General features: G+C 56.7%; 26 protein-coding genes and 1 pseudogene. 14 read left to right on the top strand and 13 right to left on the bottom strand.

Going from position 1 to position 25,955, the window contains the following annotated elements; genetic code table 11:
- The first annotated feature begins 67 nt into the window (after positions 1-67).
- Positions 68-793 (top strand): TVP38/TMEM64 family protein, encoded by a 726-nt coding sequence (locus tag AC0L8N_RS13225; RefSeq protein ID WP_473668150.1) that lies wholly within the window; start codon positions 68-70, stop codon positions 791-793.
- A gap of 42 nt (positions 794-835) precedes the next feature.
- On the opposite strand, the gene AC0L8N_RS13220 is transcribed toward AC0L8N_RS13225, so the two are convergent.
- The 3 genes and pseudogenes from AC0L8N_RS13220 to AC0L8N_RS13210 form a co-directional block, all read right to left on the bottom strand.
- Positions 836-1,201 (bottom strand): cation:proton antiporter domain-containing protein, encoded by a 366-nt coding sequence (locus tag AC0L8N_RS13220; protein WP_473668149.1) that lies wholly within the window; start codon positions 1,199-1,201, stop codon positions 836-838.
- Positions 1,170-1,685 (bottom strand): annotated as a pseudogene (locus tag AC0L8N_RS13215) (cation:proton antiporter domain-containing protein). The gene AC0L8N_RS13220 and the pseudogene AC0L8N_RS13215 overlap by 32 nt, the downstream one beginning before the upstream one ends.
- A gap of 184 nt (positions 1,686-1,869) precedes the next feature.
- Positions 1,870-2,001, bottom strand: coding sequence for a hypothetical protein (locus AC0L8N_RS13210; RefSeq protein WP_473668148.1), 132 nt, complete (start codon positions 1,999-2,001; stop codon positions 1,870-1,872).
- A gap of 216 nt (positions 2,002-2,217) precedes the next feature.
- Between AC0L8N_RS13210 and AC0L8N_RS13205 the strand changes: the two genes are divergently transcribed.
- Positions 2,218-2,835 (top strand): ATP-grasp domain-containing protein, encoded by a 618-nt coding sequence (locus tag AC0L8N_RS13205; RefSeq protein WP_473668147.1) that lies wholly within the window; start codon positions 2,218-2,220, stop codon positions 2,833-2,835.
- On the top strand, positions 2,787-3,413 hold the full coding sequence (locus tag AC0L8N_RS13200; protein ID WP_473668146.1) for an ATP-grasp domain-containing protein: 627 nt from the start codon (positions 2,787-2,789) through the stop codon (positions 3,411-3,413). The genes AC0L8N_RS13205 and AC0L8N_RS13200 overlap by 49 nt, the downstream gene beginning before the upstream one ends.
- A 239-nt stretch (positions 3,414-3,652) precedes the next feature.
- On the opposite strand, the gene AC0L8N_RS13195 is transcribed toward AC0L8N_RS13200, so the two are convergent.
- Positions 3,653-4,030 carry a hypothetical protein gene (locus AC0L8N_RS13195; RefSeq protein ID WP_473668145.1) on the bottom strand — a complete coding sequence of 126 codons (378 nt, stop codon included), beginning with the start codon at positions 4,028-4,030 and terminating at the stop codon, positions 3,653-3,655.
- On the opposite strand from AC0L8N_RS13195, the gene AC0L8N_RS13190 reads away from it, so the two are divergent.
- From AC0L8N_RS13190 to AC0L8N_RS13175, 4 genes are all read left to right on the top strand, one after another.
- A complete protein-coding gene (locus AC0L8N_RS13190; RefSeq protein ID WP_473668144.1) occupies positions 4,020-4,382 on the top strand; it encodes a hypothetical protein in 363 nt (120 codons plus the stop codon). The genes AC0L8N_RS13195 and AC0L8N_RS13190 overlap by 11 nt on opposite strands.
- A complete protein-coding gene (locus AC0L8N_RS13185) occupies positions 4,379-5,512 on the top strand; it encodes an alpha/beta hydrolase-fold protein (RefSeq protein WP_473668143.1) in 1,134 nt (377 codons plus the stop codon). Before AC0L8N_RS13190 ends, AC0L8N_RS13185 begins: the two co-directional genes overlap by 4 nt.
- 75 nt (positions 5,513-5,587) lie before the next feature.
- Complete coding sequence (locus AC0L8N_RS13180) at positions 5,588-6,829, top strand: ATP-grasp domain-containing protein (protein WP_473668142.1); 1,242 nt, start codon at positions 5,588-5,590, stop codon at positions 6,827-6,829.
- On the top strand, positions 6,826-7,557 hold the full coding sequence (locus AC0L8N_RS13175) for an esterase family protein (RefSeq protein WP_473668141.1): 732 nt from the start codon (positions 6,826-6,828) through the stop codon (positions 7,555-7,557). The genes AC0L8N_RS13180 and AC0L8N_RS13175 overlap by 4 nt, the downstream gene beginning before the upstream one ends.
- Before the next feature lie 4 nt (positions 7,558-7,561).
- Here AC0L8N_RS13175 and AC0L8N_RS13170 read toward each other — a convergent pair whose 3' ends face one another.
- Positions 7,562-8,779, bottom strand: coding sequence for an ATP-grasp domain-containing protein (locus AC0L8N_RS13170; protein ID WP_473668140.1), 1,218 nt, complete (start codon positions 8,777-8,779; stop codon positions 7,562-7,564).
- A gap of 88 nt (positions 8,780-8,867) precedes the next feature.
- Here AC0L8N_RS13170 and glgA point away from each other — a divergent pair, with 88 nt between their 5' ends.
- The 5 genes from glgA (at position 8,868) to AC0L8N_RS13145 (ending at position 13,131) form a co-directional block, all read left to right on the top strand.
- Positions 8,868-10,334 carry a glycogen synthase GlgA gene (glgA, locus tag AC0L8N_RS13165; RefSeq protein WP_473668139.1) on the top strand — a complete coding sequence of 489 codons (1,467 nt, stop codon included), beginning with the start codon at positions 8,868-8,870 and terminating at the stop codon, positions 10,332-10,334.
- Positions 10,331-11,335 carry an ATP-grasp domain-containing protein gene (locus tag AC0L8N_RS13160; RefSeq protein ID WP_473668138.1) on the top strand — a complete coding sequence of 335 codons (1,005 nt, stop codon included), beginning with the start codon at positions 10,331-10,333 and terminating at the stop codon, positions 11,333-11,335. Before glgA ends, AC0L8N_RS13160 begins: the two co-directional genes overlap by 4 nt.
- Complete coding sequence (locus AC0L8N_RS13155) at positions 11,316-11,558, top strand: hypothetical protein (RefSeq protein ID WP_473668137.1); 243 nt, start codon at positions 11,316-11,318, stop codon at positions 11,556-11,558. Before AC0L8N_RS13160 ends, AC0L8N_RS13155 begins: the two co-directional genes overlap by 20 nt.
- A 23-nt stretch (positions 11,559-11,581) precedes the next feature.
- Complete coding sequence (locus AC0L8N_RS13150) at positions 11,582-12,301, top strand: hypothetical protein (protein WP_473668136.1); 720 nt, start codon at positions 11,582-11,584, stop codon at positions 12,299-12,301.
- Positions 12,302-12,429: 128 nt separating this feature from the next.
- Complete coding sequence (locus AC0L8N_RS13145; RefSeq protein WP_473668135.1) at positions 12,430-13,131, top strand: peptide ligase PGM1-related protein; 702 nt, start codon at positions 12,430-12,432, stop codon at positions 13,129-13,131.
- Positions 13,132-13,136: 5 nt separating this feature from the next.
- Here the strand turns inward: AC0L8N_RS13145 and AC0L8N_RS13140 are convergent, their stop codons facing one another.
- Positions 13,137-13,832 carry a M15 family metallopeptidase gene (locus tag AC0L8N_RS13140; RefSeq protein WP_473668134.1) on the bottom strand — a complete coding sequence of 232 codons (696 nt, stop codon included), beginning with the start codon at positions 13,830-13,832 and terminating at the stop codon, positions 13,137-13,139.
- A gap of 413 nt (positions 13,833-14,245) precedes the next feature.
- On the opposite strand from AC0L8N_RS13140, the gene AC0L8N_RS13135 reads away from it, so the two are divergent.
- Both AC0L8N_RS13135 and AC0L8N_RS13130 read left to right on the top strand, forming a co-directional pair.
- Positions 14,246-15,622: a glutamine synthetase family protein gene (locus AC0L8N_RS13135; protein ID WP_473668133.1), complete on the top strand. Its 1,377-nt coding sequence runs from the start codon at positions 14,246-14,248 to the stop codon at positions 15,620-15,622.
- 206 nt (positions 15,623-15,828) lie between these two features.
- The gene (locus tag AC0L8N_RS13130; RefSeq protein ID WP_473668132.1) at positions 15,829-16,446 is read left to right on the top strand and encodes a glutathione S-transferase family protein; all 618 of its coding nucleotides are present in this window, start codon (positions 15,829-15,831) and stop codon (positions 16,444-16,446) included.
- A gap of 86 nt (positions 16,447-16,532) precedes the next feature.
- Here the strand turns inward: AC0L8N_RS13130 and AC0L8N_RS13125 are convergent, their stop codons facing one another.
- The 7 genes from AC0L8N_RS13125 to AC0L8N_RS13095 form a co-directional block, all read right to left on the bottom strand.
- Positions 16,533-17,999 carry an NAD-dependent succinate-semialdehyde dehydrogenase gene (locus AC0L8N_RS13125; protein WP_473668131.1) on the bottom strand — a complete coding sequence of 489 codons (1,467 nt, stop codon included), beginning with the start codon at positions 17,997-17,999 and terminating at the stop codon, positions 16,533-16,535.
- Positions 18,000-18,235: 236 nt separating this feature from the next.
- Positions 18,236-18,643 carry a c-type cytochrome gene (locus AC0L8N_RS13120; protein WP_473668130.1) on the bottom strand — a complete coding sequence of 136 codons (408 nt, stop codon included), beginning with the start codon at positions 18,641-18,643 and terminating at the stop codon, positions 18,236-18,238.
- Between the two features lie 58 nt (positions 18,644-18,701).
- A complete protein-coding gene (gene gabT / locus AC0L8N_RS13115; protein WP_473668129.1) occupies positions 18,702-20,006 on the bottom strand; it encodes a 4-aminobutyrate--2-oxoglutarate transaminase in 1,305 nt (434 codons plus the stop codon).
- Between the two features lie 122 nt (positions 20,007-20,128).
- A complete protein-coding gene (locus AC0L8N_RS13110) occupies positions 20,129-21,346 on the bottom strand; it encodes a hypothetical protein (protein ID WP_473668128.1) in 1,218 nt (405 codons plus the stop codon).
- Entirely contained in the window at positions 21,346-22,695 is a 1,350-nt protein-coding gene (locus tag AC0L8N_RS13105) for a hypothetical protein (protein WP_473668127.1), read from the bottom strand. Before AC0L8N_RS13105 ends, AC0L8N_RS13110 begins: the two co-directional genes overlap by 1 nt.
- Positions 22,696-22,835: 140 nt before the next feature.
- Positions 22,836-24,170 (bottom strand): DUF1552 domain-containing protein, encoded by a 1,335-nt coding sequence (locus AC0L8N_RS13100; protein WP_473668126.1) that lies wholly within the window; start codon positions 24,168-24,170, stop codon positions 22,836-22,838.
- 23 nt (positions 24,171-24,193) lie between these two features.
- Positions 24,194-25,945: a DUF1592 domain-containing protein gene (locus AC0L8N_RS13095; RefSeq protein ID WP_473668125.1), complete on the bottom strand. Its 1,752-nt coding sequence runs from the start codon at positions 25,943-25,945 to the stop codon at positions 24,194-24,196.
- Positions 25,946-25,955 lie beyond the last annotated feature (10 nt).

Genomic DNA, 25,955 nt, shown 5'->3' with positions numbered 1-25,955 from the left:
AAATACTCATTACTCACACCCATGACAACCCCCGTGACTCGGCGTTTCGCCGCGCCGTCAAACCGTCTTGAACAACGCCGGCGCACTGGAAAAAAAAGCCCGCAACGGCAACCGACGGCGATTGTTGATCGGTGCAGCAATGCTGTTGCTGGTTATTGTCGGAGTCAGTTTCCTGCCGCTCACCGACTGGCTGGAAACCGCGCGCACCTGGATGGACTCACACCTGTTGCTGGGCGCCTTGTTGTTTACCTGCGCCTTTGTCGTTCTGACCGTTGCGATGGTGCCCGGCTCGCTATTGATGGCGAGTGCCGGCTACCTGTTCGGCCTGAGAACCGGGCTTCCGATCGCATTTTTCTGCATCGGCCTCAGCGCGGGGCTTGCCGCATTGATCTGCCGAACCCTGGCTCGCGATTGGCTATGGCAGCGATTCAATACTGACCCGCGCTTCGTTGCGATTGACCGAGCGGTCGCGAGAAAAGGCTTCCTGATCGTACTGCTGACTCGCCTGTCATTGCTTATGCCGTTCAACCTGCTGAATATTATTTACGGCCTCAGCCGAATTCCATTGCCAATCATGACCATCGCGACATGGCTTGGAATGATCCCTGCGGTGGTGCTTTACACTTACCTCGGCAGCATCGCTGCCAATGTAGAGCAACTCATGTCACAAGAGTTGGCGAATCCGTGGGCAAGTCGTGCAGTACTGATCAGCGGTACGCTGGTGGTTATCGTCGTTACCTGGGTCGTGCACCGAACGGCGACGGCGGCCTTGCGTGAGGAACTCAATCAGTAGCCATGTCGGCAAGGCCGGACCAGATCCGTGAGTGACGCACGATCATGCACCTTGCGGATAGTCTGGCTTGCCTTCGGGGTGACCCAACACCACCCGCCACAACGTGATCCACGGCGGACTGAGCAAGAGACTGACCGCAATTACTGCAATCATGATTCGATAATCGTCCTGGTCTATCACGCCGGCATAAAGCCCGACAGAAATCAGTACGAAGCTGAACTCGCCGATCTGTGACAACAGTGCACCCGCATACCAGCTGCGCCGAACCGACGATCCAAGTCCACGCAAGACAACCGCATTGATAGCCGTGTTAATACCGACAATGGCTGTAACCAGCAAGCCAACCTCCAACAGGTTATCGGCAATAAACGGCAACTCAATGAGCATGCCCACGGAAACAAAAAACACTGCGACGAACACCACGCGGAACGGTTCCAGGCTGCGGTGCACCCAGATCCGTCTCGCGCGCGGAACTGACGATAAGCCCGGCCACGAATGCGCCAAGCACCGTTGATAATTGCAGCAGACCGGAAAGCAGGGCCAGCCCAAAGCACAGGAACAGTGCGGCGAAGACCTGCAGTTCATGATCAGCCCGCAAGTACTTGGCGAACGGCAAGTGCACACGCTCCTGACAGACGACCCCAGCTCGTCAGGCCCAGTAAGACGGCAGCACCCACAATTTGTGCGCCCAGGTTGGAAGATCGGTGCCCTCGCCACTCATGAGGCCGATCGTGATCAGCATCGGTACCAGCACCAGGTCCTGCGCCAACAGAATTACCAGTACGTTCTGGCCTGTTTGGGTCCCCAACTCGTGCCAGTCTTTCAACAACTTCAGCACGATGGCCGTCGAGCTGAGACTGATAACGAAACCGGTAAGAATGATCGCAGCCACGACGACCAGTCAAAATACATACCGATCAACCAGACAGCGGCAATGCTGGCTGCCAGCTGGAATATCACGCCGCCAACGGCAATTTTCCAGCGTCCAAGCAGGTGCCGCGGTGAGGCTTCCATACCGACGAAGAACAGCAACATGATCAGGCCGAAGACCGAACGGCTGATCGTGTCGATATCGGTCAGTAAACCCAGCCGTGCGAACCGATTGCAACACCCGCCAGCAGATAACCCACAATCTGCGGCTGCCCGACAGCGCGCAGCGCCAGAGCAACCAGAATAATCGCGAAAATAACCCCCACGATCACTGGCAAGGCGGCGTCGAATGCATGCTGTCTTTACTCCCGGTACAACGTCGAATCTGCCCGCATCATACCCGTTGCAAACCTCGAGCTGCTGTTTGAATGGCCGCAAACGGGTATCATCTCCGTCAGCACGAACGAGGGTCGGCGCCTCCGCCGGCACGCTCTCTGATGGGTTGCCAATCATGCTTACTCCGATCACTACGGCTTTCCCGGCTTGAGGCTGGTATGTCACAACACGTAGTTTTCGTTGCGCCTTATTTGATGGACGCGACCTTGCGCTTCGTTTGCGGCGCGAGCCAGCTTGCCGATATCAAGCTCTCTCTTGTCACTCAGGACCCGGTCGAAAAATTACCGGACGACATACGCGCGCGGCTCGCAGCGCATTGGCGAGTCGACGACGCCATGGATCCCCGGCAGATAGTCGCTGCCGTTCGCCAGCTCGAGCTGTCACTGGGCCTCGTTAGCCACCTCATCGCAACACTTGAACAATTACAGGTACCGTTGGCAGCGGCTCGGGCAACGCTTGCCTTGCCAGGACTCAGTGTCGACGCCGCGCAAAATTTTCGCGACAAATCGCGCATGAAAAATATCCTGCGGGCCGCAAACCTGCCGTGCGCGCGGCACGCCCTGGTCACCAGCCGCGAATCTGCCACTGACTTTGCGAACGCTGTCGGCTTTCCTCTGGTGGTCAAACCACCGGCGGGTGCTGGAGGAAAGAGTACCTTCCGCCTGGACCAGCCGCATGATCTCGCACGGTACCTTGAACGTTACCCGCCAGTACAGAACAGCCGTCATTGTTCGAAGAATTCGTGCGCGGTACTGAATACTCGTTCGACAGCGTAATTATCGATGGCGAGCCGGTCTGGCATTCGATATCCCGTTATATGCCCTCGCCGCTGACCGTTCTGGAAAACGCGTGGATACAGTGGTGCGTCGTCTTGCCACGCGACATCAGCGGCAGCGAGTTTGATCCGATTCGCCACGCAGCCTTTGCCGCGGGAACTGCACTGGGACTCCGCACCGGTTTGAGCCATATGGAGTGGTTCCAGCTACCCGACGATCGCATAGCCATCTCGGAAGTGGGAGCCCGACCGCCGGGCGCTCAGTTCACGTCGCTGTTATCGTATGCTCATGACATCGACTTCTACCGCGCCTGGCCGCAGCTAATGGTATCCGCCACATTCACGCCACCACCACGGCAATACGCTGCCGGTGCGGCCTACATCGCGGTCAGGGTCAGGGGCGAGTTCGACGTATCCACGGTATCGATGAGGCGCAACGCCGTTTTCGGCTCGCTGGTCGTCGAGGCAAAGCTGCCGCACGAAGGTCAATCACCATCCGACAGTTCGAGGGCGATGGCTATATCATTGTCCGGCACCCGGAAACCCAGGTTGTCGAGCGTGCGCTGCAGGAAATCGTGAAAATCATTCACGTCGAGCTGGCCTGACCACTGCCATGCCTATTCGACTGTTACTCGGACCACAGCGCCCAATTCGCAACATCGGTGAAGCTATCCGCGGCGCCGGGCTCCCTGAAGGCAAGATGGCAGTTATTTCTGCGGGCTGGCAGGAAGCCGAAGGCGACATTGACGACGTACGGGAATTGGTAAAGCGACCACTGGTCGACCTGCAACTGTACAAACGAACCGAGACGCTGCTCGCTACTGACGAGACATTGCTGGCCGCTTACCCGTCAACGGCAGGACCGCCTCAAAGAGTTGCAAGGCCTCTATCAGATTCGCTTGAAGCAACTGTTGCTGGCCGCCCGGCAAACACTCGCTGCAAGTGGTGACGCCGAGTTGATTGCCGTTGAGCTGCGTCATGCCGTCTCGCAGTTGCGTGCGCTGGACCGGCACCATTTGCGCCGGGTGCAAGCCATCAATAGCCATTACGACAACGAATACCCGCTGCAACAGCACTTGCTGCTGGCCGAGCAGTTTGCACAGATAACCGAAATACTGAGTGACTGCGAAACGGTCATCATTACCGGAGGCAACGCACTCGTACTTCTGAACCGGTTGCGTATGTTTGGCACTCACTTGCAGTTGGAGTCCCAAGAACATCGTCGCCTGGTCAGCCGGCGCCATGATACTGAGCGACAGAATCGTCCTGTTTCACGACCGCTTGCCGCAAGGCCGGCGCGGCGCGGAAGTACTGGGTCCCGGAGCTGGCTTACTGCCTGGCTATGTCTTCATGCCTGATGCCCGTCGACGACTGCGTACCAAGGACGAAGTCCGGATCAGCCTGATGAGCCGGCGCTTTGCACCTGCGACCTGCATAACCCTCGACAGCGGCGCGCAGTTGCGGTTCTCTGACCGCGAACTGAAAAGCAGCGAACTGGCACGGCGAATGACTCGCGAAGGCTTGCTCGAGAACCCGGTACTTCGATGAACGCCGCGCTTACAAACTTGCTGAAGACCAAGCCGTCCGCGAAAGCCATTGATCGATTCGTCGAACGCTCCGCATTCCCGCTGGTTGACGACGACAACATCACCTTCGTATTCCGTGGCGATGCCGACGCAGTTTTCTTACGCTGCTGGATAGCAGGTCTGGACACTGCTCAGCCCTTTCAACCTCAGGAAGGCACCGACCTCTGGGTAACGACTATCGAATTGCCAGCCGGGTCCCGCATCGAATACAAGTTTGAAATTGAGAAAAATGGCAACCGCGAACTTATTCTTGACCCCCTGAACGCTATTCGCGCACACGACCCGTTCGGCGCAAATTCCGTTTGCCAGGGTGCCGGGTATCGACGACCGTATTGGACCTTACACGATGCCCATGCACGCACTGGCACAGTGCAAACACACAGGATCCGAAGCGCGGCATTCGATTCGAATCGGGATGTACATGTCTACTTGCCAGCCCGCTTCCGGAAGAACCGTCGGTATCCGTTGCTGATCGTGCATGACGGCATCGACTACCTGAACTACGCGGACCTGAAAACCGTCCTCGACAATCTGATTCAGTCGCTGGAAATTCCGCAGATGATCGTGGCGCTGGTGCAGTCGCCAGACCGGCTGAAAGAGTACGCCGGGGACGATCAGCACGCCGCATTTATCGCCGATGAACTGCTGCCGTACATGAGCACGCGCTTTCCCTTGCAGGACGATCCCGCGGCGCGCGGCCTGATGGGCGCCAGCTTTGGTGGTGTCGCAGCGCTGCACACGGCCTGGAAATACCCTGGTGTGTTCGGGCGGCTGTTACTGCAGTCTGGCTCCTTCGCGTTCAGTGACTTAGGCCGTCACCAGCGCGGACCGGTCTTTGATCCTGTCGTCAAGTTCATTAACGAATTTCGGCAGCGCCCGGGTTGCCCGACTGAGAAAATCTACATGAGCTGCGGTATCTACGAATCACTCATATACGAGAACCGCTCACTGGTACCGCGTCTGCAACAGCAAGGCATTGAAGTCCGCTTCGAAGAAGCGCGCGATGCACACAATTGGGAAAACTGGCGCGATCGGCAACGTAACGGCCTGTCGTGGCTGTTCCCAGGGCCGGTGTGGATGGTGTACGAATAACACGCACAAAACCTATCTTCGACATAAACGGCCCGCCAGTATTACTGTAAGCAGGCTTTGGCAAGGAGCATGACCGTGGCAAACATTACACGTCGTATCGGACTCTCGTTGGGCGCGGATATCTGTTGGCCGATTTGTTACGAAGCCCTGATCAAAGAACTGGATATTGTCGTCCCACAGGGCAAAGACCGCCTGACGTTTGATGTTGAGCGGGTACACATTGAACCGTTCGATCTGCAACAGTCCTGCCAGTACGATGTCGTCGTCGATCGTTTGACCCACTGGTACCACACGTCCCGCGAGTGGATTAAAAAGTCGATCGTGATGGACGACCTCTACGTCTTCAACAATCCGTGGACGTTGCAATCCATGGAGAAACACACGACCTACGCGGCCATGATGCGGCTTGGGTTTCCCGTGCCGCGAACGTGGATGATTCCGCCGAAGGAATACGCCGAATCAGCCGATCTGGAATCCACGTTGAAGCAATACGCGAAACTGTTTGATCTGGGAGCGATCGGCGACAGCGTGGGCTACCCCCAGTTCATGAAGCCCTACGACGGCGGTGCATGGGTCGGCGTTACCGCCATCAAAGACCGCGCGGCCTTGCAGGAAGCCTACAACCAAAGCGGCACACGGGTGATGCACTTGCAGCAGGGCGTACCCAACTACGACGCTTTCGTTCGCTGCATCGGGCTTGGCCCACAGTGGCTTTGTGTCAACTACAACCCCGATGCACCGCTCCACGACCGCTACCAGATGGACGTCGATTTCCTGTCTACACAGGACGAAAACCTGCTGGCCAATATGACCATGGTCATCAACGCGTTCTTTGGCTGGGATTTCAATTCCTGCGAATCGTTGCGCAGCAATGGCGTTTGGCACCCCATCGATTTCGCCAATGCCTGCCCGGATTCTCAGGTTACCTCGCTGCACTTCCACTTTCCGTGGCTGATCAAGGCAAACCTGCGCTGGTCGCTGTTCTGCGCGGCAACCAAACGCAAGCTGAACACGGACCTGAACTGGCAGGCCTATTACAAGATCGCCGATCAGGACATTTCATTCGACGAAAAACTCGCAGGATACGTAGCTATCGCCCAGGACCGGTTTAACGCCGACGAGTTCTACGAGTTTTGTGACAAGCACCTCGCACACCTGGATGAAGTCGCACTGGACTTTTTCGGCACCGAGACTGTACGCGACGCGATTCGCAAGAAGGTTAGTGCGTTGTACCCGGAGCACGAGGTTGATGAGTTTACCGAGCTGTTCTGGAATCGCATTCAAACCTGGCGGCAAGGCGAAGGCGCCGCGGCATGACCGAAAAAGAAACGTTCCGCTGGTATTCCACCCGTATCGAGTGCGACGTACAACTTGTTCGCTGGGGCAGCTACGGCACCCCTGTACTGTTGTTCCCGACGGCTGGTGGTGATGCTGAAGAAGTCGAGCGTTTTCATTTGATCCGCGCGCTTGAACCGCTCCTCGACGCGGGCCGCATCAAGGTCTATTCAACAGATTCTGTGGCAGGGCGAGCCTGGATCTCGGGCAAAGAAACAGGAGAATACTGTTCCCGGTTGCAGAACCTGTTCGACGCATTCATCTACCAGGAGGTTACTCCCGCCATTCGCAAGGACTGCGCCACAGCGGATATTGAGATCGTTGCGGCCGGCGCATCAATCGGTGCATTCAATGCCGTCGCAACAGTTTGCCGACACCCGGATGCCTACAAGCTTGCCATTGCAATGAGCGGCACCTACGACCTTTCGAAATACCTTGAAGGTCGTTCCAATCAGGATTTTTACTTTTCGTCACCACTGCATTACCTACCCAACCTGGAAAACGAACCGCTCGAAACTTTGCGGACACGTTTTATTCTGTTGCCCACCGGCGAAGGCAATTACGAAGATATCGGCGAGTCCTGGCGCATGGCGCGAGTCCTCGGTGCCAAAGGTATACCCAACCGCGTCGATCCCTGGGGCAGCAATTACCACCACGACTGGGTGACCTGGCGTGAAATGCTGCCGAAATACCTCGGAGAATTCGCCTGACGAATCAGTCAGCGTAGAGGACCAGCTCGCTGCCTACCGCATCGGCCATCGACAGCGTTTCTGCCAGATCCGGGTGCCGCAACATGACGAACCCGTCCGACACCAGCGTTTGCAGCCAGTCACGCCGCGGTGTACCGGGTTGTGACAAAGTATTCCAGACAACGTGTTCACCGAAACGTTGCTGCAGCTGTCCAGCACCTTCAATGCGCGAGATGCGCCCCATGCCTTGCGCTCGTTTATAAATGGTTGCCACGTTGTAACGACGCTCTATCGGCATATCGAGTTGCCGGGAAGTCACTGATTGTCCCCAGGCACGAAAAACGTCAAAGTCGCACGCGAACTTCATCTGATCAACCTGATGAGCGCCTGGCGGGCGCGCACCAATCTCGCCGAACACCACCTCCCCGTCGGCCTTCCGGTACCACTCCATATGCGTAAAGCCGCTGTCAAACCCGAGAGCCTTGATAACCTCGTGGCCCATTTTGATACCGTCTTGTAAGTCAGAGTGGTCCGTATCACGTAACGCAATAACCTGCGGACTGATCCATTCGTGGCTACGTGCAATCAACGGTCGCGGCCGGTACCAGGCAACATTGTAGTAGGCGACTTCGTTGTCGATGGTAATGGTATCGAAGGTGTACTCTTCACCGTCGACAAACTCCTCAACGCTAACGGTTTGCACGTGCCGGAGACGTGGCAACACCGAGCGCAGTTCGTCACGGCTTTCAACGCGATAGGTATCTGCCGAACCCGCGCCGGCAATGGGTTTCAGAATCAGTGGAAAACCGATTTTGTCCGCAGCTTCCCAGCACTCCGCAATACTGTTTACGGCGACGTGGTGAGGTGTGCGAATACCGGCAGCATCAAGCGCCAGCTTCATGGCCTCCTTGTCCCGGAAACAATGTGCCTGCTCGACTGTTAAACCGGCAACGCCGAAATGCGCACGCAGTTCCGCTGCCAGCATGATGCCGGGCTCCCAGAGACATTCGATACGGTCCAGCGTCTGGCCGCGTAACTGCTCCTGTACGGCGCCGATGACTTGCTGGCTGTCCCAGAGCGAGCGCACATGAACGTACTCCGAGAGGCTCCGACGGACTTGCGCAGGCAGGTGCTCCGGATGCTGATCACCCACACCGAATACCCGGGCGCCGCATTCTTCCAGCCCACGCGTGAACTCCGGCATATCGGCCGGATAACCCGGCGACAGGATCAACACGTTCATGAAATCGCAGCCTTTGTATGCAATGCGCGAAGCGGCGCTCGCAGTGTCGGGTTAGAATAACACCTAAACAACCGCCATCGGACTCACCGTGCCCGCTACTCGCAAGCTCAAAATATGTCTCGCCAGTTCCGAGGTCGCACCTCTCGCCAAGACCGGCGGACTGGCTGACGTCAGCGCAGCCTTATCCAGCGCGCTCCACGATGCAGGTCATGACGTTCGGCTGCTGATGCCCTATTACGACACTATCGACACTCGCGCACTCGACATCACGCCGGTGACGGGACTGCAAGACATTGCTATTCGGATAGGCCATCGCGACGGACATTTCTCCATAGATTCGACTACGTTGCCGGGTTCGACATTAACGATCTACCTGTTGCGCTGCCCGGAGCTTTACGAGCGAGGCAGCATTTACACGAACAGTGACGAAGAGCACTTGCGGTTCATCTTGCTATCACGAGCAGCGATCGTCATGTGCCAGCACATGCAATTTGCACCGGATATCATGCATTGCCACGACTGGCATACCGCGTTGATCCCGCTTTACCTAAAGACCTATTACTCTTGGGACAAACTGTTCGCCAACACCCGTTCTGTTCTGACCATACACAACATCGGTTATCAGGGCGTTTTCGGTACCGGTATTATTGCTGACCTCGATCTGGGTGGCTCCGTAGGCGAGCTGCATCAGGATGACCTCGGCAACGGCAGAATTAATTTTTTGAAAACAGGCGTGCTTCACGCCGACCTGCTGACCACCGTGAGCCCGACCTACGCCGAAGAAATCAAGGGCGATGAGTACGGCATGGGGCTGCAGGAGTTGCTGCGAGCTCGTAGCAATACGCTGGTCGGCATTTTAAATGGCGTTGACTACAACGACTGGAACCCGGCAACTGACAAACACATTGCCGCCACCTACTCCGCGAAAAACATGACTGGCAAGGTAACTTGCAAGACCCAGCTGCAAACCAGCCTGGGATTACCAGTATCGGCCGAGCGGCCATTGATAGGCATTGTCACCCGACTGGTCAGTCAGAAAGGTATTGATCTCATTGATCAGGTGTTGCCATCACTGCTGGCAACGCGCGACTTCTCGCTCGCAGTGCTGGGCAGCGGCGAAGCACACTACGAAGATTTCTTCCATTGGTTACAACGAAAGTTCCCGCAGAAAGTCTGTTTCTATCGCGGCTACAACGAGCCGCTTGCACATATCATTGAAGCCGGCAGTGATATGTTTCTCATGCCGTCATTGTACGAGCCATGCGGCCTCAACCAGATGTACAGCCTGAAATACGGCACAGTACCGATAGTCCGTAACACGGGTGGTCTGGCAGACTCAGTACAACTCATCAACCCCGAAGACGGCAGTGGCACGGGCGTAGTGTTCAATAGCTACAACGAAGCCGCGCTGGCCTGGGCGATTAATGCCGCCCTGGATCTTTACCAGAACCAGCCGCTGTGGAAAAAAGTTGTACAGAACGGCATGGCACAAAACTTTTCCTGGGCGAAGCAGGCTCAGCAGTACGTTGAAGTGTTCCGGAAACTGGGTGCATGACCTTGAATGTCATCTTTATCGAACCGTCGTTCCCGTTTAACCAGCGCGAGTTCGTTCGCGCACTGCACAAGACCGGCGCGCACGTTATTGGTATTGGTGAACGTCCTGCCGAGTACCTCAGCGATGAATTGAAAACATGGCTGGGCGACTACGTACAAGTGCGATCAGTAGTCCATGAGCCCTCGTTGCTGGAAGCGGTACGCAGAATTCAGAAGGTGCTGTGGGTGGATAGACTCGAGGCCACCGTGGAAGCACACATAACGGCCGCTGCCCATGTGCGCAAAGCGGCCGGTATTCCGGGCACGTCGGTAGAAACAGCTTTTCTCTGTCGCGACAAGCCAGCTATGAAAGATGCATTGCGTGCGGCGGGAATACCCTGCGCGCAATCCACGCGAGCGCGCACTGCGCAGGATGCCCGCGACTTCGCAGCGAGTGTCGGTTATCCCCTGATCATCAAACCACCGGCCGGCGCCGGCGCATCAGCTACCTACAAAATCCGGGAAGAACACCATCTGGAGCAGGTCATTCTGGAATGTGGACTTGGCAATGGCGTCGAAGTGGCAATCGAGGAATTCATTGAAGGTCACGAAGGCTTCATCGATACATTGACGATAGACGGTAGCGTCGTGCATGAGTTTATCACCCACTACTATCCCAACGTTCTGGAAGCCATGCGTGAACGCTGGATATCACCGCAGATGATTACAACTAACCGTATCGATGCAGAGGGCTACAGTGAAGTTCGCGCGATGGCTCGCGAGGTCAACAAGATTCTCCGCATTGGCACGTCGGCAACCCACATGGAGTGGTTCTACGGGCCGAAAGGTCTGAAGTTCTCAGAAATAGGTTGCCGGCCACCCGGCGTTGGTCAGTGGGATGTTTACAACGCCGCGAACGAATTCGACCTCTATTTCGAATGGGGCGACAGCGGTCGTCAGCAGCCGGCCGCACAGCAAACCATCTCGCCGCTACGCAGCCGGTATGATCGCATTGCGCCCTGAGCGAGATGGTCACATCACCGGCTATTCTGGCGTTGGTGAAATAAGCGACCGCTACGGCGACTGCGTGGTCGCTGCTCATTTCCCGGAACCTGGTTGTGCCACGCAAGCAGTTGAAGCTGGTTATATGGCCAATGCATGGATGCGGGTGCGCCACCCGGATTACGATCAACTGCGCCGGATCATGAATGACATAGGCGAAACCATTACTGTCCACGCGTCCTGAACATTAGGGAGAACCGACCCGATATGCCGGATCTAGCCAGAGAGATACAGGAGTTCGCACGACTGAAGCCCAATCTGCGACGGATCTGGGCGGACATCAAGGCAGAGCCGATGTATGAGCACACCTCGGTCATCGTGCCGTCCCTTAGCGTTAACCAGGAAGAACTCGCCAAGGTTAGCGGCGCTTCGTATTACGAAGAACGCCTGCTTTTCGCTCTGATTCGGCTGCGCAACCCGAACGCGCGGGTCATCTACGTCACCAGCCAGCCGGTCCACGCCGAAATCGTCGACTATTACCTGCAAATGCTGGAGGGCATACCAGTCAATCACGCCCGACAACGCTTGCACATGATGTCGGTTTACGATGCCAGTTCGCGCCCGTTGACAGCCAAGATTCTGGAGCGCCCGCGAATGCTGGCTCGTCTGCGCAGTCGCATTGACGACGCGTCGCGAGCTTATCTGACCTGTTACAACTCTACCGCACTGGAGCGGCGGCTCGCGGTTAGCCTGGGTATACCGCTGAACGGCGTTGATCCCGAACTGCTGTCGTTCGGCACCAAGAGTGGCAGTCGCAAGACCTTTGCTGAAGCAGGCGTCAACCACCCGGCCGGATACGAAGATTTATACAACGAGCAGGACATCGTCGATGCATTGCAGTCCCTGAAGTCAGCACGACCGAGCCTCAAGCGTGCCGTGGTGAAACTGAAACGAAGGGTTTTCCGGCGAAGGCAACGGGCTCTTTGATTACCCCGACTCGGACAGTACTGACACCATTCGGACCGCGCTGCATGCGCTGCGCTTCTCATCGCTCAGCGAGTGCTATGACGAATTCATTCGCAAGTTCGCGACCATGGGCGGCATCGTAGAAGAAAATGATCGACGCCAGCGAAGTGCACTCGCCCAGCGTGCAGATGCGCATTCATCCGGATGGACAAAGCGCGATAGTCTCAAGTCATGAACAAGTGCTGGGTGGCTCGACCGGTCAGGTCTATCTCGGTTGTCGCTTTCCGGCCAGCGACGACTACCGCGCGCTGCTGCAGGAAGAAGCAATCAAGATTGGCCATACGCTGAGTGAAAAAGGCGTAATAGGTCGCTTCGGTATCGATTTTCTTGTTTGCCGGGATGCGAAGGGTCAATGGCGTTCGTACGCAATCGAAATCAATCTTCGAATGGGTGGCACGACTCCACCGTTTCATGCCCTTGAGTTTCTCACTGGCGGTCAACTGGACGAATCGAGCGGCCTGTTTCATACGCCGACTCAGCAAACCAAATTCTACAGCGCCACCGACAATCTCAAGTCCGCGGAATACCGTGGTCTGCTCCCTGAAGACCTGTTCGAGATCATCACCCGACACGGACTGAATTTTCGCCATACGACCGGCACCGGCGTGCTGTTCTACATGATTGGCGCATTGTCGCAGTACGGCAAAATCGGCATGACGGCGATCGGCGATAGTGCGGCCGACGCTCAGGAATTGTTCGAACGGACCACCGCTTTGCTCGACTCGCAAACCGGTGCCGCCGGCCACGGTGAAGCATCGCCGATATTCGACCGCTACCTGAGCATGGAATAGCCCGGCTATTCCACGTTGAAATCGAAGTACGTATCCGGGTAAGGCTCGTTCGCCAGGGTGTAGTGCCACCACTCGTTCGCATAAGGCAGGAACCCGTGACGAACCATAGCCTGGCGCAGCAATTCACGATTGGCGGTAACTACGCTGTCGACCAATGGTGAGTCATGGTGTGACACTTCACCGAAGAAATCCCAGGGACTGCCCATATCCAGCTCGTCGCCACTGGCCAGATCGACAACCGTGAGATCCAGTGTGCTGCCGCGCGTGTGACCGGACTTGCGCGCGATATAGCCCAGTTCAAACAGGCGATCTTTTGGCAGATCCGGATAGTAGGTTTGTTTCGTCAATCTATCAGCAGGGTCCTCCGACCAACGGACAAAATGGTTCACCGCCTTCTGCGGCCGGTAACCATCAAAAACTTTCAGACCGAATCCCTGGCGCCGCAGGTCTTCCTGGACCCGCTGCAATGCAGCTGCCGCCGGCTTGCTGATCAGGATTACATCACGGTGATAGCCATCCACGACGGTGCCCATGAAGTTGTCATTGGAGTGATAGCGCACGTCCAGAACCACGTCTGGAATAACATCCTGCACGTAGACGAAACCATCGCGCCCATCATCCTGACGAACGGAATGTTGACTGCACCCGTAGGTGGACGTGAGGAGAACGAAAGCCAGCAGTACGACATTGAAGTTTTTCATTTGCCATCCATTCCATTGTTAAGAACTAAGACAGTGGGGACACCCGGCAACTGATCCGGATTCTTGCGCGAGTCCGAACACGAGAGTAGCGGTCACCGCCCTCTTTCTGCCCGAATTCGCCAGCTGACAGAATCGTGTGTATTCGGCTACAGTCGACTCGGAATTCAGCGTGCGTCAGTATAGAACAAAATCCTGCTTTTCAAATCGCGCTCATGGTCAGGTGAATTGCAACCGACTGTCGTAAGGGCGGGTAGCAACTGTGTACGTACGGATTTCCTGCACAAGATCTAGAAACGCTATACCGACATTGCTCATAAGATCGGTGAAAAAAGACCGCGAAACCGCGCACTGTCACCAGAATAAGCAGTTACTATCACTAATATTGACCTAAGTCAGACTACGGAGTCTCTCGGATGCAAAGGCACAATCAGGAATGGCTGCAAGACCTCCCGGAAGCGTTTCAGAGATACCGCAACGGGCGAGACGTAGACGAAGTGGAATGCATCGTGCCCGACCTTGCCGGCATGTCTCGCGGCAAATCGATGCCCGTCCGTATGTTTGATCCGCAGCACGAAACGTACTTGCCGGTGTCTATTTTCTATCAGACCATTACCGGCCACGATGTCGAGATGGACATCGCCAATCAATGGGCTGAAGGCGATCTGGTTCTGAAAGCCGACATGTCGACCGCAAAGGCTGTGCCGTGGGCGAAAGAACCAACCTTGCAGATTATTCACGACCTGTTTGACCGGGATGGCAACGCTGTCCGGATTGCGCCGCGCAATGTACTCAAACACGTCGTTCAGCTGTTTACAGATCAGGGCTGGAAACCAGTCGTCGCACCAGAACTCGAGTTTTACCTGATCAAACCCAATGTTGACCCGAACGAACCTATCCAGTCGCCCATTGGCCGAACCGGCCGACGTGGCAGCGGCAACCAGTCCTACTCCATGTCCGCAGTCGACGACTACGGTCCGGTTATCGATACTATTTACGACTACGCGCAGCATGCCGGTCTGACTATTGATACCGTGATCCAGGAAGACGGCGCGGGCCAGGTCGAGATTAACCTGACCCACGGTGATCCTGTGCTGCTGGCTGATCAGGTGTTCTACTTCAAGCGCATTATCCGTGAGGCTGCCTTGAATCACGGTATGTTCGCCACGTTCATGGCCAAGCCGATGCGTGACCAACCCGGCTCCGCAATGCACGTGCACCAAAGCATTGTCGACCTGGAAACCGGCAACAATATTTTCAGCGATGCCGAGGGCAAGGCGAGCGAACGCTTTATGCACTTCATCGGTGGGTCGCAAAAATACTTGCCACAGGCGTTGCCGTTAATGGCACCTTACGTAAACAGTTACCGGCGCTTTGAAGCAGACTCGAATTCCAGCGCGCCCACCAACTTCGCCTGGGGTTTCGACAATCGCGCCACCGGACTGCGCGTGCCGAACTCCTCAGCGGAGAACCGCCGGGTGGAAAACCGGGTCGTGGGTGTCGACTGCAATCCGTATCTGGCTATCGCGGTCGGGCTCGCCTGCGGTTACCTCGGCATGCTGGAAAAAACCGAGCCGGGACAGCCAGCCGCTGGCGAACTTGACGATGATGCCTACAACATACCCACGACGCTGGACGAGGCACTGCGTTGTTTTGAATCGGCTGATGCCGTTCATGACATTCTCGGCCAGGAATTCTGCATGATTTACGATGAAGTGAAACGCGAGGAAATGCGCCAGTTTCATCGTGAGATCAGTCCCTGGGAAAGAGAGCATTTGCTGCTCAATGTATGACCGTATTCGCGAACTAACCAGGCAGAGCCATTGTGCCGACTGACAGGCTTTCCGCCGTACCCGGTAGCGAATGCGCTGCGGCGTGCTTTAGCAGTGCCCCTGAACGACGGTTGCGGGGACATCAGTAAGCGTACGCCAAACTGCGGTCCCAAGCGGCAGCTTCTTTCCAATACCCTTACTGTTCTACAAGATTTGCGGAGACACCGATGAGCCAGGAACTTGTGCTGTACACCAATCCAATGTCACGCGGACGAATTGCACGCTGGATGCTGGAAGAGCTTGGGGTCCCCTACCGAACTGAAGTCCTTGAGTACGGGGACGGCATGAAAACACCCGAATTCCTTGCGGTAAACCCGATGGGGAAAGTGCCGGCTTTACGGCATGGTGCCGCAACGGTCACGGAATGCGCAGCGATCTGCGCGTACCTCGCCGATGCATTTCCGGATGCGGGCCTGGCACCGCCACTAACCGAGCGAGCGAACTACTATCGCTGGCTGTTCTTCGTTGCCGGACCACTTGAAGCTGCGCTAAACAACAAGGCGTTGGGAGTTGAAGTGCCCGCTGATCGGGAACGTATGGTTGGCTACGGCAAGCTGGCGACAGTGATCGACACACTCGAGTCAGCCGTCCAGGCACGCCCTTTTATCGCTGGCGATTCATTCTCTGCCGCGGACGTTTACGTCGGCTCACATGTGGGCTGGGGACTGCAATTCGGCACCCTCGACAAGCGACCTGCTTTCGAAGATTACTGGTCACGCGTGAACAGTCGGGAGGCACTGCAGCGCGCGAACGAACTCGATGACGTGGAAGCACCTGCGGGGTAGTCGCGGGCGTTGACGCCTGTCACGGACAAAGGCAGCAGCACCAGCGCCTGACAGTTTGTAGCTGGGATGGACGAATTCCGCGCAGCTTATTGGCTAACGCCACCCATGCAGAGGTACTTGATCTCAAGATAATCGTCCAGACCGTACTTCGATCCTTCCCGTCCCTGACCTGATTCCTTGATACCGCCGAAAGGCGCAGTCTCACTGGTCGTCATTCCGGTGTTGATCCCGACGATGCCGTATTCCAGCGCCTCACCAATGCGCCAGACGCGACCAATGTCGCGGGAGTAGAAATAGCACGAAAGGCCGAATGGGGTATCGTTGGCCATGCGAATGGCGTCTGCTTCAGAGGTAAAGCGGAAAACCGGCGCGACCGGACCGAAGATCTCTTCGCGGAAGACCCGCATTTGATCATTGACGTTGCTCAGTACCGTAGGCTGCACAAAATTCTCGCCGACGTCCGAATAGCCGCCACCGGTCACAACCTGCGCGCCGTGCGCTTTGGCATCCTCAATCAACGACACTACGTTCTTCGCCGCTTTAGTGTTGATCAACGGCCCGATATCGATACCCACTTCTGTGCCCAAGCCCACTTTCAACTGGCTTGTTGCGGCAGCAAACTTCTCTACAAATGCATCGTAGATGCCATCTTGCACCAGCATTCTGTTGGCGCAAACGCAGGTCTGACCTGCATTGCGGAACTTACTGGCAATCGCTCCGGCTACCGCACTGTCCAGATCAGCATCGTCGAACACAATGAACGGCGCGTTGCCACCCAGTTCCATGGACGTACGTTTCATCGTCTTGGCACATTCGGCCGTGAGGAACTTGCCGACCGGTGTTGAACCGGTAAAGGTCAGCTTGCGCACAACAGGATTACTGGTCAGTTCGTTGCCAATATCGGCTGTACGGCCACTAACAACGTTCACGACGCCGGCAGGAATACCTGCGCGGCGAACCAGTTCGGCGAACGCGTTTGCGGACAGTGGCGTTTCGTTCGCCGGTTTGCAGACTACCGTACAACCCGCCGCCAAGGCTGGCGCAATCTTGCGGGCCAGCATGGCATTGGGGAAATTCCACGGCGTTATGCAGGCAACGACACCGACGGCTTGCCGAATGACAACGATGCGCTTGTCATTATCAGGTGCCGGTATGGTATCGCCATAAACTCGCTTGGCTTCTTCGGCAAACCACTCGATATAGCTGGCACCGTAAGCGATCTCGCCGCGGGACTCCGTAATTGGCTTACCCTGCTCCGCCGTCATGATCCGGGCAAGGTCTTCTTGCGCGGCCATCATCAGGTCAAACAGGTTGCGCAACAACGCGGCCCGCTGTTTGGTCGGTGTTTGGCGCCAGGCGGGCAATGCGTTGTTCGCCGCCTCGATCGCGCGTCTGGTTTCTGCCGCCCCGCAGTGCGCTACCTCAGCAATAGTCTCGCCCGTTGCAGGGTTCTCGACCTTATACTTCGCGCTGTCGTCAGCGTGCCGCCAGGCACCATTAATAAAGGCGCCGGTCTGCAGCAGTAGTTTGTCGTCGAGGTTGCTAAGGGTCACGTGTGGCTCCGGATAAACTACCGACCGCGCGGAATGCGGCCCGAGTGGCTAGTTCTGAGACGGTAAAAGGCGCAAGGCCGACTCAATGGGTCAGCCTGTCTGCGATTACTGGTTGCGAATTTCAATGAGGGAGCAGGACCAGGCGGTCGCGTACTGGCTGCGGTGGCTCGTGTGTCGCTGCCGCTGGGTGCTGCGAGAAAACAGAAACGGGAGGGGCTTAACCCCTCCCGTGGCTATCAGCCTGCAGGGCAAACTGAAGGGTCGCTGGTCTGTTGCTTAAGATAGGCAATCAGGTCGTTGCGGTCCTGCTCGTTCGGAAAACCGGCAAAACCCATATTTGTTCCCGAAACATAGGAAAATGGCGATACCAGAAACTCACTCAGTACCTCCTCATTCCACACGATGCCGGAATTCCGCATGGCATTCGAATAGTTGTAGCCCGGTGCCGTACCCGCTGTTCGCCCGAACAGACCGCAATGCGCCGGACCGGCTTGATTTTCCTTAAACGCGTGACAAGCCGCGCACTGAGCGTAGAGCTCTGCGCCGTGGGCGACATCGCCTTTCGGAGCCGACCCACAGGCCGACAACACAGCCATAAGGGCTGCGGCCACCGCACTGGCAGCAAAGCTTTTTCGAAAATTCATTGTTTTTGTAACTCCAGTCATACCAATTAGGGTTGAGCGCGATACCAGCCGTGAATTGCTAGACGCATTCCCGAATAGACGCTACAAGAATATCCATGCCCTGTTCAAGTAATTCGTCAGAGATTGTCAAAGGCGTCAGTATTCGCACTGTGTCCCCGTAGGTTCCACAGGTAAGGACAATCAGACCATTTGACAGCGCTTCAGCAACGATACGTTTCGCGCGTGCTGCGTCTGGCTCGTAAGTCGATGATGGTGCGACTATGTCGAATGCCAGCATCGCACCCAGACCGCGCAGGTTTGCGATGTTGGCACCGCTGTCTTTCTGCATTAGCGGCGCCAGCTTGGCGCGGATACGCTGGCCAATGGCCTCAGCACGCTCCAGCAATTTTTCCTCTTCGATAACCTCGAGCACAGCCAGTGCTGCCGCACAGCCTATCGGCGAGCCGCCGTAGGTACCGCCGAGTCCGCCCGGTGGCACAGAGTCTATGACCTCGGCACGACCGATCACGCCGGACAACGGAAAACCGCCGGCAAGCGATTTTGCCACTGTTATCAGGTCTGGTTTGACACCGCTGTGTTCAATTGCAAATACCTTGCCTGTACGACCGAAACCCGATTGCACTTCATCGGCGATCAGCAATATCCCGTGCTCGTCGCAAACACCACGCAATGCCTGCATCAGCTCAGGAGACGCAACGTGAAAGCCGCCTTCACCCTGAACCGGCTCGATGATGATGGCCGCTACTCGCGACGAATCAACGTCGCACTTGAACAAGGATTGCAAGGCAGCCAGCGTGTCTTCGACCTTGATCCCACGATGATCAACAGGAAACGGCACCCGGAATATCTCGGGCGAAACCGGACCCGTCATCGCTTTGTAAGGGATAGCCTTGCCCGTCAGGCCCGATGTCATCATCGTGCGACCATGAAATGCTCCGCCAAAAGCGATGACCGCAGGCCGGCCGGTCGCACAGCGCGCGATCTTGACTGCGTTCTCAACGGCTTCTGCGCCGCTCGTAAACAGCGCCGTCTTGGCGGGGCCGTCGATCGGGGCAATTTCGTTCAGGCGTTCTGCCAGTTCCACGTAGGACTCATAAGCCATCACCTGGAACGCGGTATGACTGAAGCGGCCAAGCTGTTGCTGAACCGCCTCCATGATCCGCGGGTGACGATGACCGGTTGCAAGTACGCCAATGCCGCTTGCAAAGTCGATATAGCGTCGTCCTTCGGTGTCATAAATCTCCGAGTTTTCGGCCGTATCGGCGAAAAACGGGGTTGCGGTCGCTACACCATGCGCGACCGCGGCGCTGCGACGCTCAAGTAAGGTAGTGCTCATGGATTCTTTCTTGGCAAGTTCTTGCATGATGATATTCCGTGGAGATAGCCCGTTCCCGACGATGGCCGTAAAAATCGGCCATGGACGAGAACGCAGGCAACGTTACGCGGGTCGGCTATCGGACAATACTGGATAGCGTCCTGTTTACTTTATCGTGTATCCGAACGGCTGGCTCGTTCGCCCTTCCGGGCTTCTTCGCCAGTCGCCGACGCTGACAGACTGCCGTCTTTAAGTTCTTCCAGCAAAGCGGCTTTCGCGGCTTCGCCGTCAGGGTGAACAATATAAACCTGTGTCAGCTTGGCATCCAGTGAGGTCGAAATTGCGGTATTGGCACCCGTGTTCTGGTCCGGATACGCGTCGGCAAAACGACGCAGCGCCTTGTACAACGACACTCCGGAAATCTGTCCGTTACTGAGATGGTGCGTGGAGTCATTGCGAATCAGCTGCTTGTAATACGTATCTACGTCAGCGTAACCGGCTATCAAACCCGTGGCACCAGTTGGTGTCAGCTTGAACTCAACCCGCATGTCGCGAATCAACTGGAACGTCGGGACACCCAGGTTCATCCACGGAATGAGCATTTCATCCAGTGGCTCGGTCGTCAGCACGCCGTCCACAATCTTGCCCGTCGTTTGCTGAATAAGACGTCGACCCCAACGGGTATCGATTCTTTGCGAGCCACCCGCAATGACGTTATCGCCGGTTGCGTCCGTTAACAGCTTGTCCATGCCGCGGTAAACAGTCATGACGACATGCTCGTCGTTCTGCATGTCATCGACTTCGGTCAGCTCGAACATCGTCCGGTTGTAGACAGCGTCGGTAATCGCCTTGTTCTGGAAAATGTACTCAACACCGTCGGGTCCCCGAAAACCAATGATGCAACCGACCGCGCGGTATACCTGGTTGTCGATACCCTTTTCGCCGTTCGGGTGCTGGTAATCGTTTTCGTCTACCTTGCCGTCAAGGTTCAGCCCGTATGAGTACGGTCCTGACGCCGAATGGAACACGAAATCTTCGTCTTCCGCTGTTGGGTGCCAGGTTTCGATTTCGCGCGCCAGGCGCGTGTTGACGACGGTTCGTTTGGCCGGATCAGGGTACAGAATGTCGTACTGTTCACGCGGTCCGTCATTGAAGCCCTGTGGGCACTCTTCTTTGGCATTCGGTGTCTGGTAAACCGACCAGAACAAATCCGTCAAGGCAAAACCGATAGTACCGTTGGGCGGCGCGGTGTTTTCTTGTGCAGCACTGACGGAACCAAGCAATAGTCCCAGAGCGCTGTAGCCGACTGCGGCGAGCACACTTCGCGAGCTGGCACGATTACCTAGTATCAGTCTTTGCGAACTACCGTTGTTTGTGTTTTTCGCCATCAGAGTATCCCCCTGAAGTAGTCATCTCTTACAAAGAATGCCTTGAGGCCGTTTCGCTGACCGCGCCATTCGCCTGTCCCGGCACCGTTCAGGTCGCCAGGCTTTTCGTCACCGCCATAGGTATAAACCGGTCGGTCCCGGTAAGTCCAGACGCGCAATGCTCCGTCCTGGTCTTCGTTGGCAAAGTGGCCGGTTTGCGGGTCGATCAACGCGATCTTCCAGGTTCGACTTTCGCTGGACTCACTGGCGTCCGCTTCGACGTACGACCAAGTTAGCAGACATCTCTCAATGTCGTCGCCGCCGCACATCGCAAGCCGGTAAACCTGGGTATCGCTGGGATGATCACAACTCAATTGGTCCTGGGAGTCATCGCCACATACGTAGGTGTAGATACTCATGCCACGGCGATCTGCGAGAACCTGGCCCACCAGTGTGTCTTGAATCGTAAAGCTCGCGGGTGGCTCCGGCGTACGCTGGGTAAAGACGTTCGACCAGCCCGGCTGGTCACTGCCCAGCTGACTCCACGAGCCCGAGTCTCTGGCATACGTGTACAGCGGCTTGCCTCTGAACACCCACTGAAACAAGCCGGGCGAGCGTTCGAACGTGGCCCAGTCACCCAGGGACCTGGCCATCGCCGGCGCTTCAACCGGTTTCCAGATCAGGGCGCACTCATGATCGCAGACGGTACTGTCCGCCGTGTCTCCCTCATTGGCGTAGATCGATTCGTTCTTGTCGGTCGTCAGCATGCGGCCAACGGTTGTTGTGCGGACATCGAAACCCGGCGGTACTTCAGGTGCTGGCCCGACCGGCACGCGAATTGCCGGCGAGTCTCCGCCGCTGCGTCGAGTGGAACCGCCGTAGACATCACCGGGCTCTACATCAAGAACCGACGTATAGAGCGGCTGCTCGTCGTAGGCCCATTGCCGCGTTCCGTCTGTGCGCTCAAGAATTGTCCATTCGCCGATATCTTCTGTATCGTCCGCCGCCAATACCGGCGGCCACAGGTCGGTGCAACTTGGTCGCGTGTCCAGGTCCGGAAGCGTCACGCCCGGCGGATACGGGCTCATCAGCCCCGCCGTTACCGTCAGTACTTCGTCATAGCACCCCGGCTTGCCCGGTGCTTCGCCACTGTAGCCGTTGCGCAGTCGTGACAGGGGCCACTTGTACAATGTCCGGCCCTGCTCGTCTGCGAATACCGGGCCTTCTGTTTCCGTGTGTTCAACACGAAAGCCTGCCGGCATCGGCTCATCGACGTAAGCCTCCACAGCGGCAGACTCACCAGCCAGATGATGATCGGCCAGTGATAGAGGAGACAGAACAAGCAACAGGACAGCGTTTGATACTGCCATTGTTGCTGTCAGGGACCGGGCACGCTTCTGGCGCCGGTTTTTGGTCGCAAACATATAATTTCCCGGATCGATCAACACGCAACCGGCGCCACTACCTGGAGTGCGCCGGGGCGTGCAGATGAATCGAATAGCTTATGCCGTCAGGCGAGGATCTCGCTGATCTCATTGGACGTTTTGTTGCTCTGGTCACCCCACGACGGTACGTCAACGCCCATGAGTCGCAGCGCCGTGTAACCCAGTCGCGTACCCGGACTGGTACCACCGTCCAGATGCATGCCGGTTTTGATCCTGCCACCGGCACGACCCGCGCTGAACATCGGTATCCCTTCGATGGAATGTATCTTGGCAAAAGACTGATCCGTCGACGCGTAAACGAAGACGTTATCCAGCATCGTGCCGTCACCTTCCTTGAAGTTCGCCAGCGATTGCACGTAGTACGACCACTCTTCCATTGCGCGGCGGGTGTACCACGAAACGTTTGGCTGGCAATGCTCTTCTTCGACAACGGCTTCTTCATGGGTTGCCGTGTGATGGGGCTTGTCGTAACCGGGTTTGGTCGTCGCTGAGAATGCGGCGGCATAGAACATGTTGAACACCCGCGTTTGATCGCACGCAACCGCCATTAACATCAGGTCGGTCATCATGCGGTGACGCTTGGCAACGAGGTCTGCATCAAGGCCCGTAGGCAAATCTTCCGGCCGTTCAGACATGACACACGCTTCGCGCGGATCCGGCTTGGTCAACTGCAGATCGAAACGGCGTTCGAGGTCACGCAATCCCGTGAAATACTGATCGAGTCGGGCACGATCCTCGGTACCCAGTTCCTTGCTCAGCTTGCGGGTCTCTTCCAATACGTGTGACAGCGCACTCTTGCGAACGAGTACCCGTGGGTCGGGTTTGAACTCCGCGCCATTCGGGTCCTGGAAATCGCCACCAAACAGGCGTTCGTAGAAACGCAAGGGCGACCATTCCGGAGCGTTGACGGAATTGCCGTTTTCGTAACTGAAACTGTCACGCACGTCACCGGTGGCAGTTGCACTCAGAATTCGGAAGCGCGTGCTGTTGCCGATTTTTTTGGCCACAGTAACGTCGATCGTTTCACCAGGTCGGTTTGCACCGGTCAGAGGTGCGATGCCTGAACGCAAAATCACCCAGCCCGTGTGATGACAAAGGTTCGGTGCCGCATCTTTGAACACATGGTAGTTGGTGAACATGTTGATGTGCTGCTGCACTGGTTTCAGCGCAGCCACTTCCGGAGGAAGCTCGTAGTTCATGCCGGTGGTCTTCGGCACGAATATTTCTTTGTTCATGCCCAGTCCCCAGGACCAGGTGCCGAAACGGGTCGGAATCGGCGCGCCGGATGCCAGCGCCGTGCCGTTATCGTTCAGAAAGCAATTGAGGAGCGGAAGGCCGATGGTGACTGCCGTGCCGTTCACCATTCCTTTCAAAACTCGACGTCTGTTCAGCTTTTTCATTCGACTACCTCCTTGTCCTCAATCTAGTTCGGGGTACGGGCAAGGTGCGATTGCACGATGCTGCTCGCACTCGCAACAACAGCTTCCGATCGGTTACCCGGGCGTACCTGTTTGAAAACCTGACTCGTTGCGATGTCACGCAACAAATCCTTTACTTTGTAACCTTGTTCGACAAAACGTGCCTCAAAGAATTCCAGCACTTCGCGATCACTGCGCATGTCGACCGGGCCACCGGTACCGTAGGCGTACGCACGATTAACCAGGCAGGTCGGCAATTTTTCGTGGTCGCGCAATGCAACAGCCAGACCGTCCGGATCGCCGTAGTTAACACCATCCAGTACACCGGTCGTGTCGATCACGACGTTGTTTTCTTTTTCGCGGTAGTTGCCAGCACCGTCGAAGTTTTCCAACGCCAGGCCAATCGGGTCAGTGATCAGATGACAACCGGCACAGGATGGGTTTGTCGTATGGATATCGATGCGTTCGCGGGCCGTTGCCACATCACCTGCATCTTCGAGCAATGAGAAATCGACATCGGGCGGCGGTGGCGGCACAACCTGGCAAAGGAATAATTCGCGCAGCGCTTTGCCGCGCAGTGTCGGCGAACTACGCACTGAATGCGAATGTGCTGCCAGGAAGCTGACCTGGGTCAGCAAACCTGCCCGCTTGCTGTCTTCCGGAAACTCATACGGAACCCAACCGTTGTTGGTGGGCACGCCATAAATCGCCGCAAGGTTCATCGACATGAACGTATCGCGCGTCGTAAACAGGTCGCGATAATCGCGGTCGCGGACCAAGACATGGTCGATCACTGTACGCAACGTCTGTTCACGAGCATCGGCCAGCGTGGCGCCGGTGACAGTCGGGTAAACAATCGGGTCTTTCGCCAGGCTCGCGAAATCGTCGAATTCCATCATGTCATCGAAGAAAGCACGCAAGCCGTCTTCAAGGCGCGAACTGCCCAGCATCCGCTCAACGGTTCTGGCGAGACCTTCGTCGGTATCCAGCTCACCGTTCTCTGCGGCGTCCAGCAGCGCTGCATCCGGTGCCGAGTCCCACAGGAAGAAACTCAGGCGCGACGCGAGCGTGTAAGCGTCCAGCCGTTCCTGACCCGGGTTATCGGGATCTGCTTCCGAGGATTCGATGATAAAAATGACTTCGGGACTGATCAGCATGACTTCCAGGGCGACGGCCAGACCCGCGTAAAAATCATCAGTCTGGCGTGCGCCTTCGGCAGCTACGTCAGTCAGCACACCCACGTGCACTTCGTCGAGCGGTCGTCGGTACAACAGCCGACCGGTCTCTTTCAAAAACTCGGTGGCGCAAAGGTTGTCCGGCTCGGTCAGCGATTCGGGTTTGCAGGGAATCAGGAAATTACGGTGTTTCTTGTCCACTACTTTGGCCGCAATGGCGGTAGCAGCCTGTTGCAACTGCTGCGCCTGGTCCGACGTCAGCCCGACTGAAGCGGCGCCGGAGGCGAGCAAACCGTCGGTTCGCGTCAACGGTGGCAATGGAGCGGGGACGGCATTGCTGATGTCGGCCCCGAAAATATCTGACATGGTGTTGGAGAACTGCTCGCCGGTCATCAGGCGAACGCGCAGTGGCGTGCCCGAACTTTCCGGCTCAGCCAGCTCGCTGCTGCCGCACGCGGTGAGCAAGGTAGCAGCTGCCATTACCAACCAGCCGGCCATGGCACCGCAACGGCGCTCTTTGGACAGTGCAGGAACAGCGTCGTTCGCGGTTCCGGATGTAGTCGTGTTTTCGCAATGGAGCATGCTGGAGCCC

The organism is Woeseia sp. D3-10 (assembly GCF_055809415.1).
This window is presented reverse-complemented; position numbering and strand designations above follow the sequence as displayed.

Excerpts from the sequence above, each read along its gene's own strand:
- AC0L8N_RS13205 (WP_473668147.1), top strand. The coding sequence starts at position 2,218 with ATGTCACAACACGTAGTTTTCGTTGCGCCTTATTTGATGGACGCGACC.
- AC0L8N_RS13185 (WP_473668143.1), top strand. The coding sequence starts at position 4,379 with ATGAACGCCGCGCTTACAAACTTGCTGAAGACCAAGCCGTCCGCGAAA.
- AC0L8N_RS13175 (WP_473668141.1), top strand. The coding sequence starts at position 6,826 with ATGACCGAAAAAGAAACGTTCCGCTGGTATTCCACCCGTATCGAGTGC.
- AC0L8N_RS13170 (WP_473668140.1), bottom strand. The coding sequence starts at position 8,779 with ATGAACGTGTTGATCCTGTCGCCGGGTTATCCGGCCGATATGCCGGAG.
- AC0L8N_RS13160 (WP_473668138.1), top strand. The coding sequence starts at position 10,331 with ATGACCTTGAATGTCATCTTTATCGAACCGTCGTTCCCGTTTAACCAG.
- AC0L8N_RS13155 (WP_473668137.1), top strand. The coding sequence starts at position 11,316 with ATGATCGCATTGCGCCCTGAGCGAGATGGTCACATCACCGGCTATTCT.
- AC0L8N_RS13150 (WP_473668136.1), top strand. The coding sequence starts at position 11,582 with ATGCCGGATCTAGCCAGAGAGATACAGGAGTTCGCACGACTGAAGCCC.
- AC0L8N_RS13145 (WP_473668135.1), top strand. The coding sequence starts at position 12,430 with ATGATCGACGCCAGCGAAGTGCACTCGCCCAGCGTGCAGATGCGCATT.
- AC0L8N_RS13140 (WP_473668134.1), bottom strand. The coding sequence starts at position 13,832 with ATGAAAAACTTCAATGTCGTACTGCTGGCTTTCGTTCTCCTCACGTCC.
- AC0L8N_RS13135 (WP_473668133.1), top strand. The coding sequence starts at position 14,246 with ATGCAAAGGCACAATCAGGAATGGCTGCAAGACCTCCCGGAAGCGTTT.
- AC0L8N_RS13130 (WP_473668132.1), top strand. The coding sequence starts at position 15,829 with ATGAGCCAGGAACTTGTGCTGTACACCAATCCAATGTCACGCGGACGA.
- AC0L8N_RS13120 (WP_473668130.1), bottom strand. The coding sequence starts at position 18,643 with ATGAATTTTCGAAAAAGCTTTGCTGCCAGTGCGGTGGCCGCAGCCCTT.
- gabT (WP_473668129.1), bottom strand. The coding sequence starts at position 20,006 with ATGCAAGAACTTGCCAAGAAAGAATCCATGAGCACTACCTTACTTGAG.
- AC0L8N_RS13110 (WP_473668128.1), bottom strand. The coding sequence starts at position 21,346 with ATGGCGAAAAACACAAACAACGGTAGTTCGCAAAGACTGATACTAGGT.
- AC0L8N_RS13105 (WP_473668127.1), bottom strand. The coding sequence starts at position 22,695 with ATGGCAGTATCAAACGCTGTCCTGTTGCTTGTTCTGTCTCCTCTATCA.
- AC0L8N_RS13100 (WP_473668126.1), bottom strand. The coding sequence starts at position 24,170 with ATGAAAAAGCTGAACAGACGTCGAGTTTTGAAAGGAATGGTGAACGGC.
- AC0L8N_RS13095 (WP_473668125.1), bottom strand. The coding sequence starts at position 25,945 with ATGCTCCATTGCGAAAACACGACTACATCCGGAACCGCGAACGACGCT.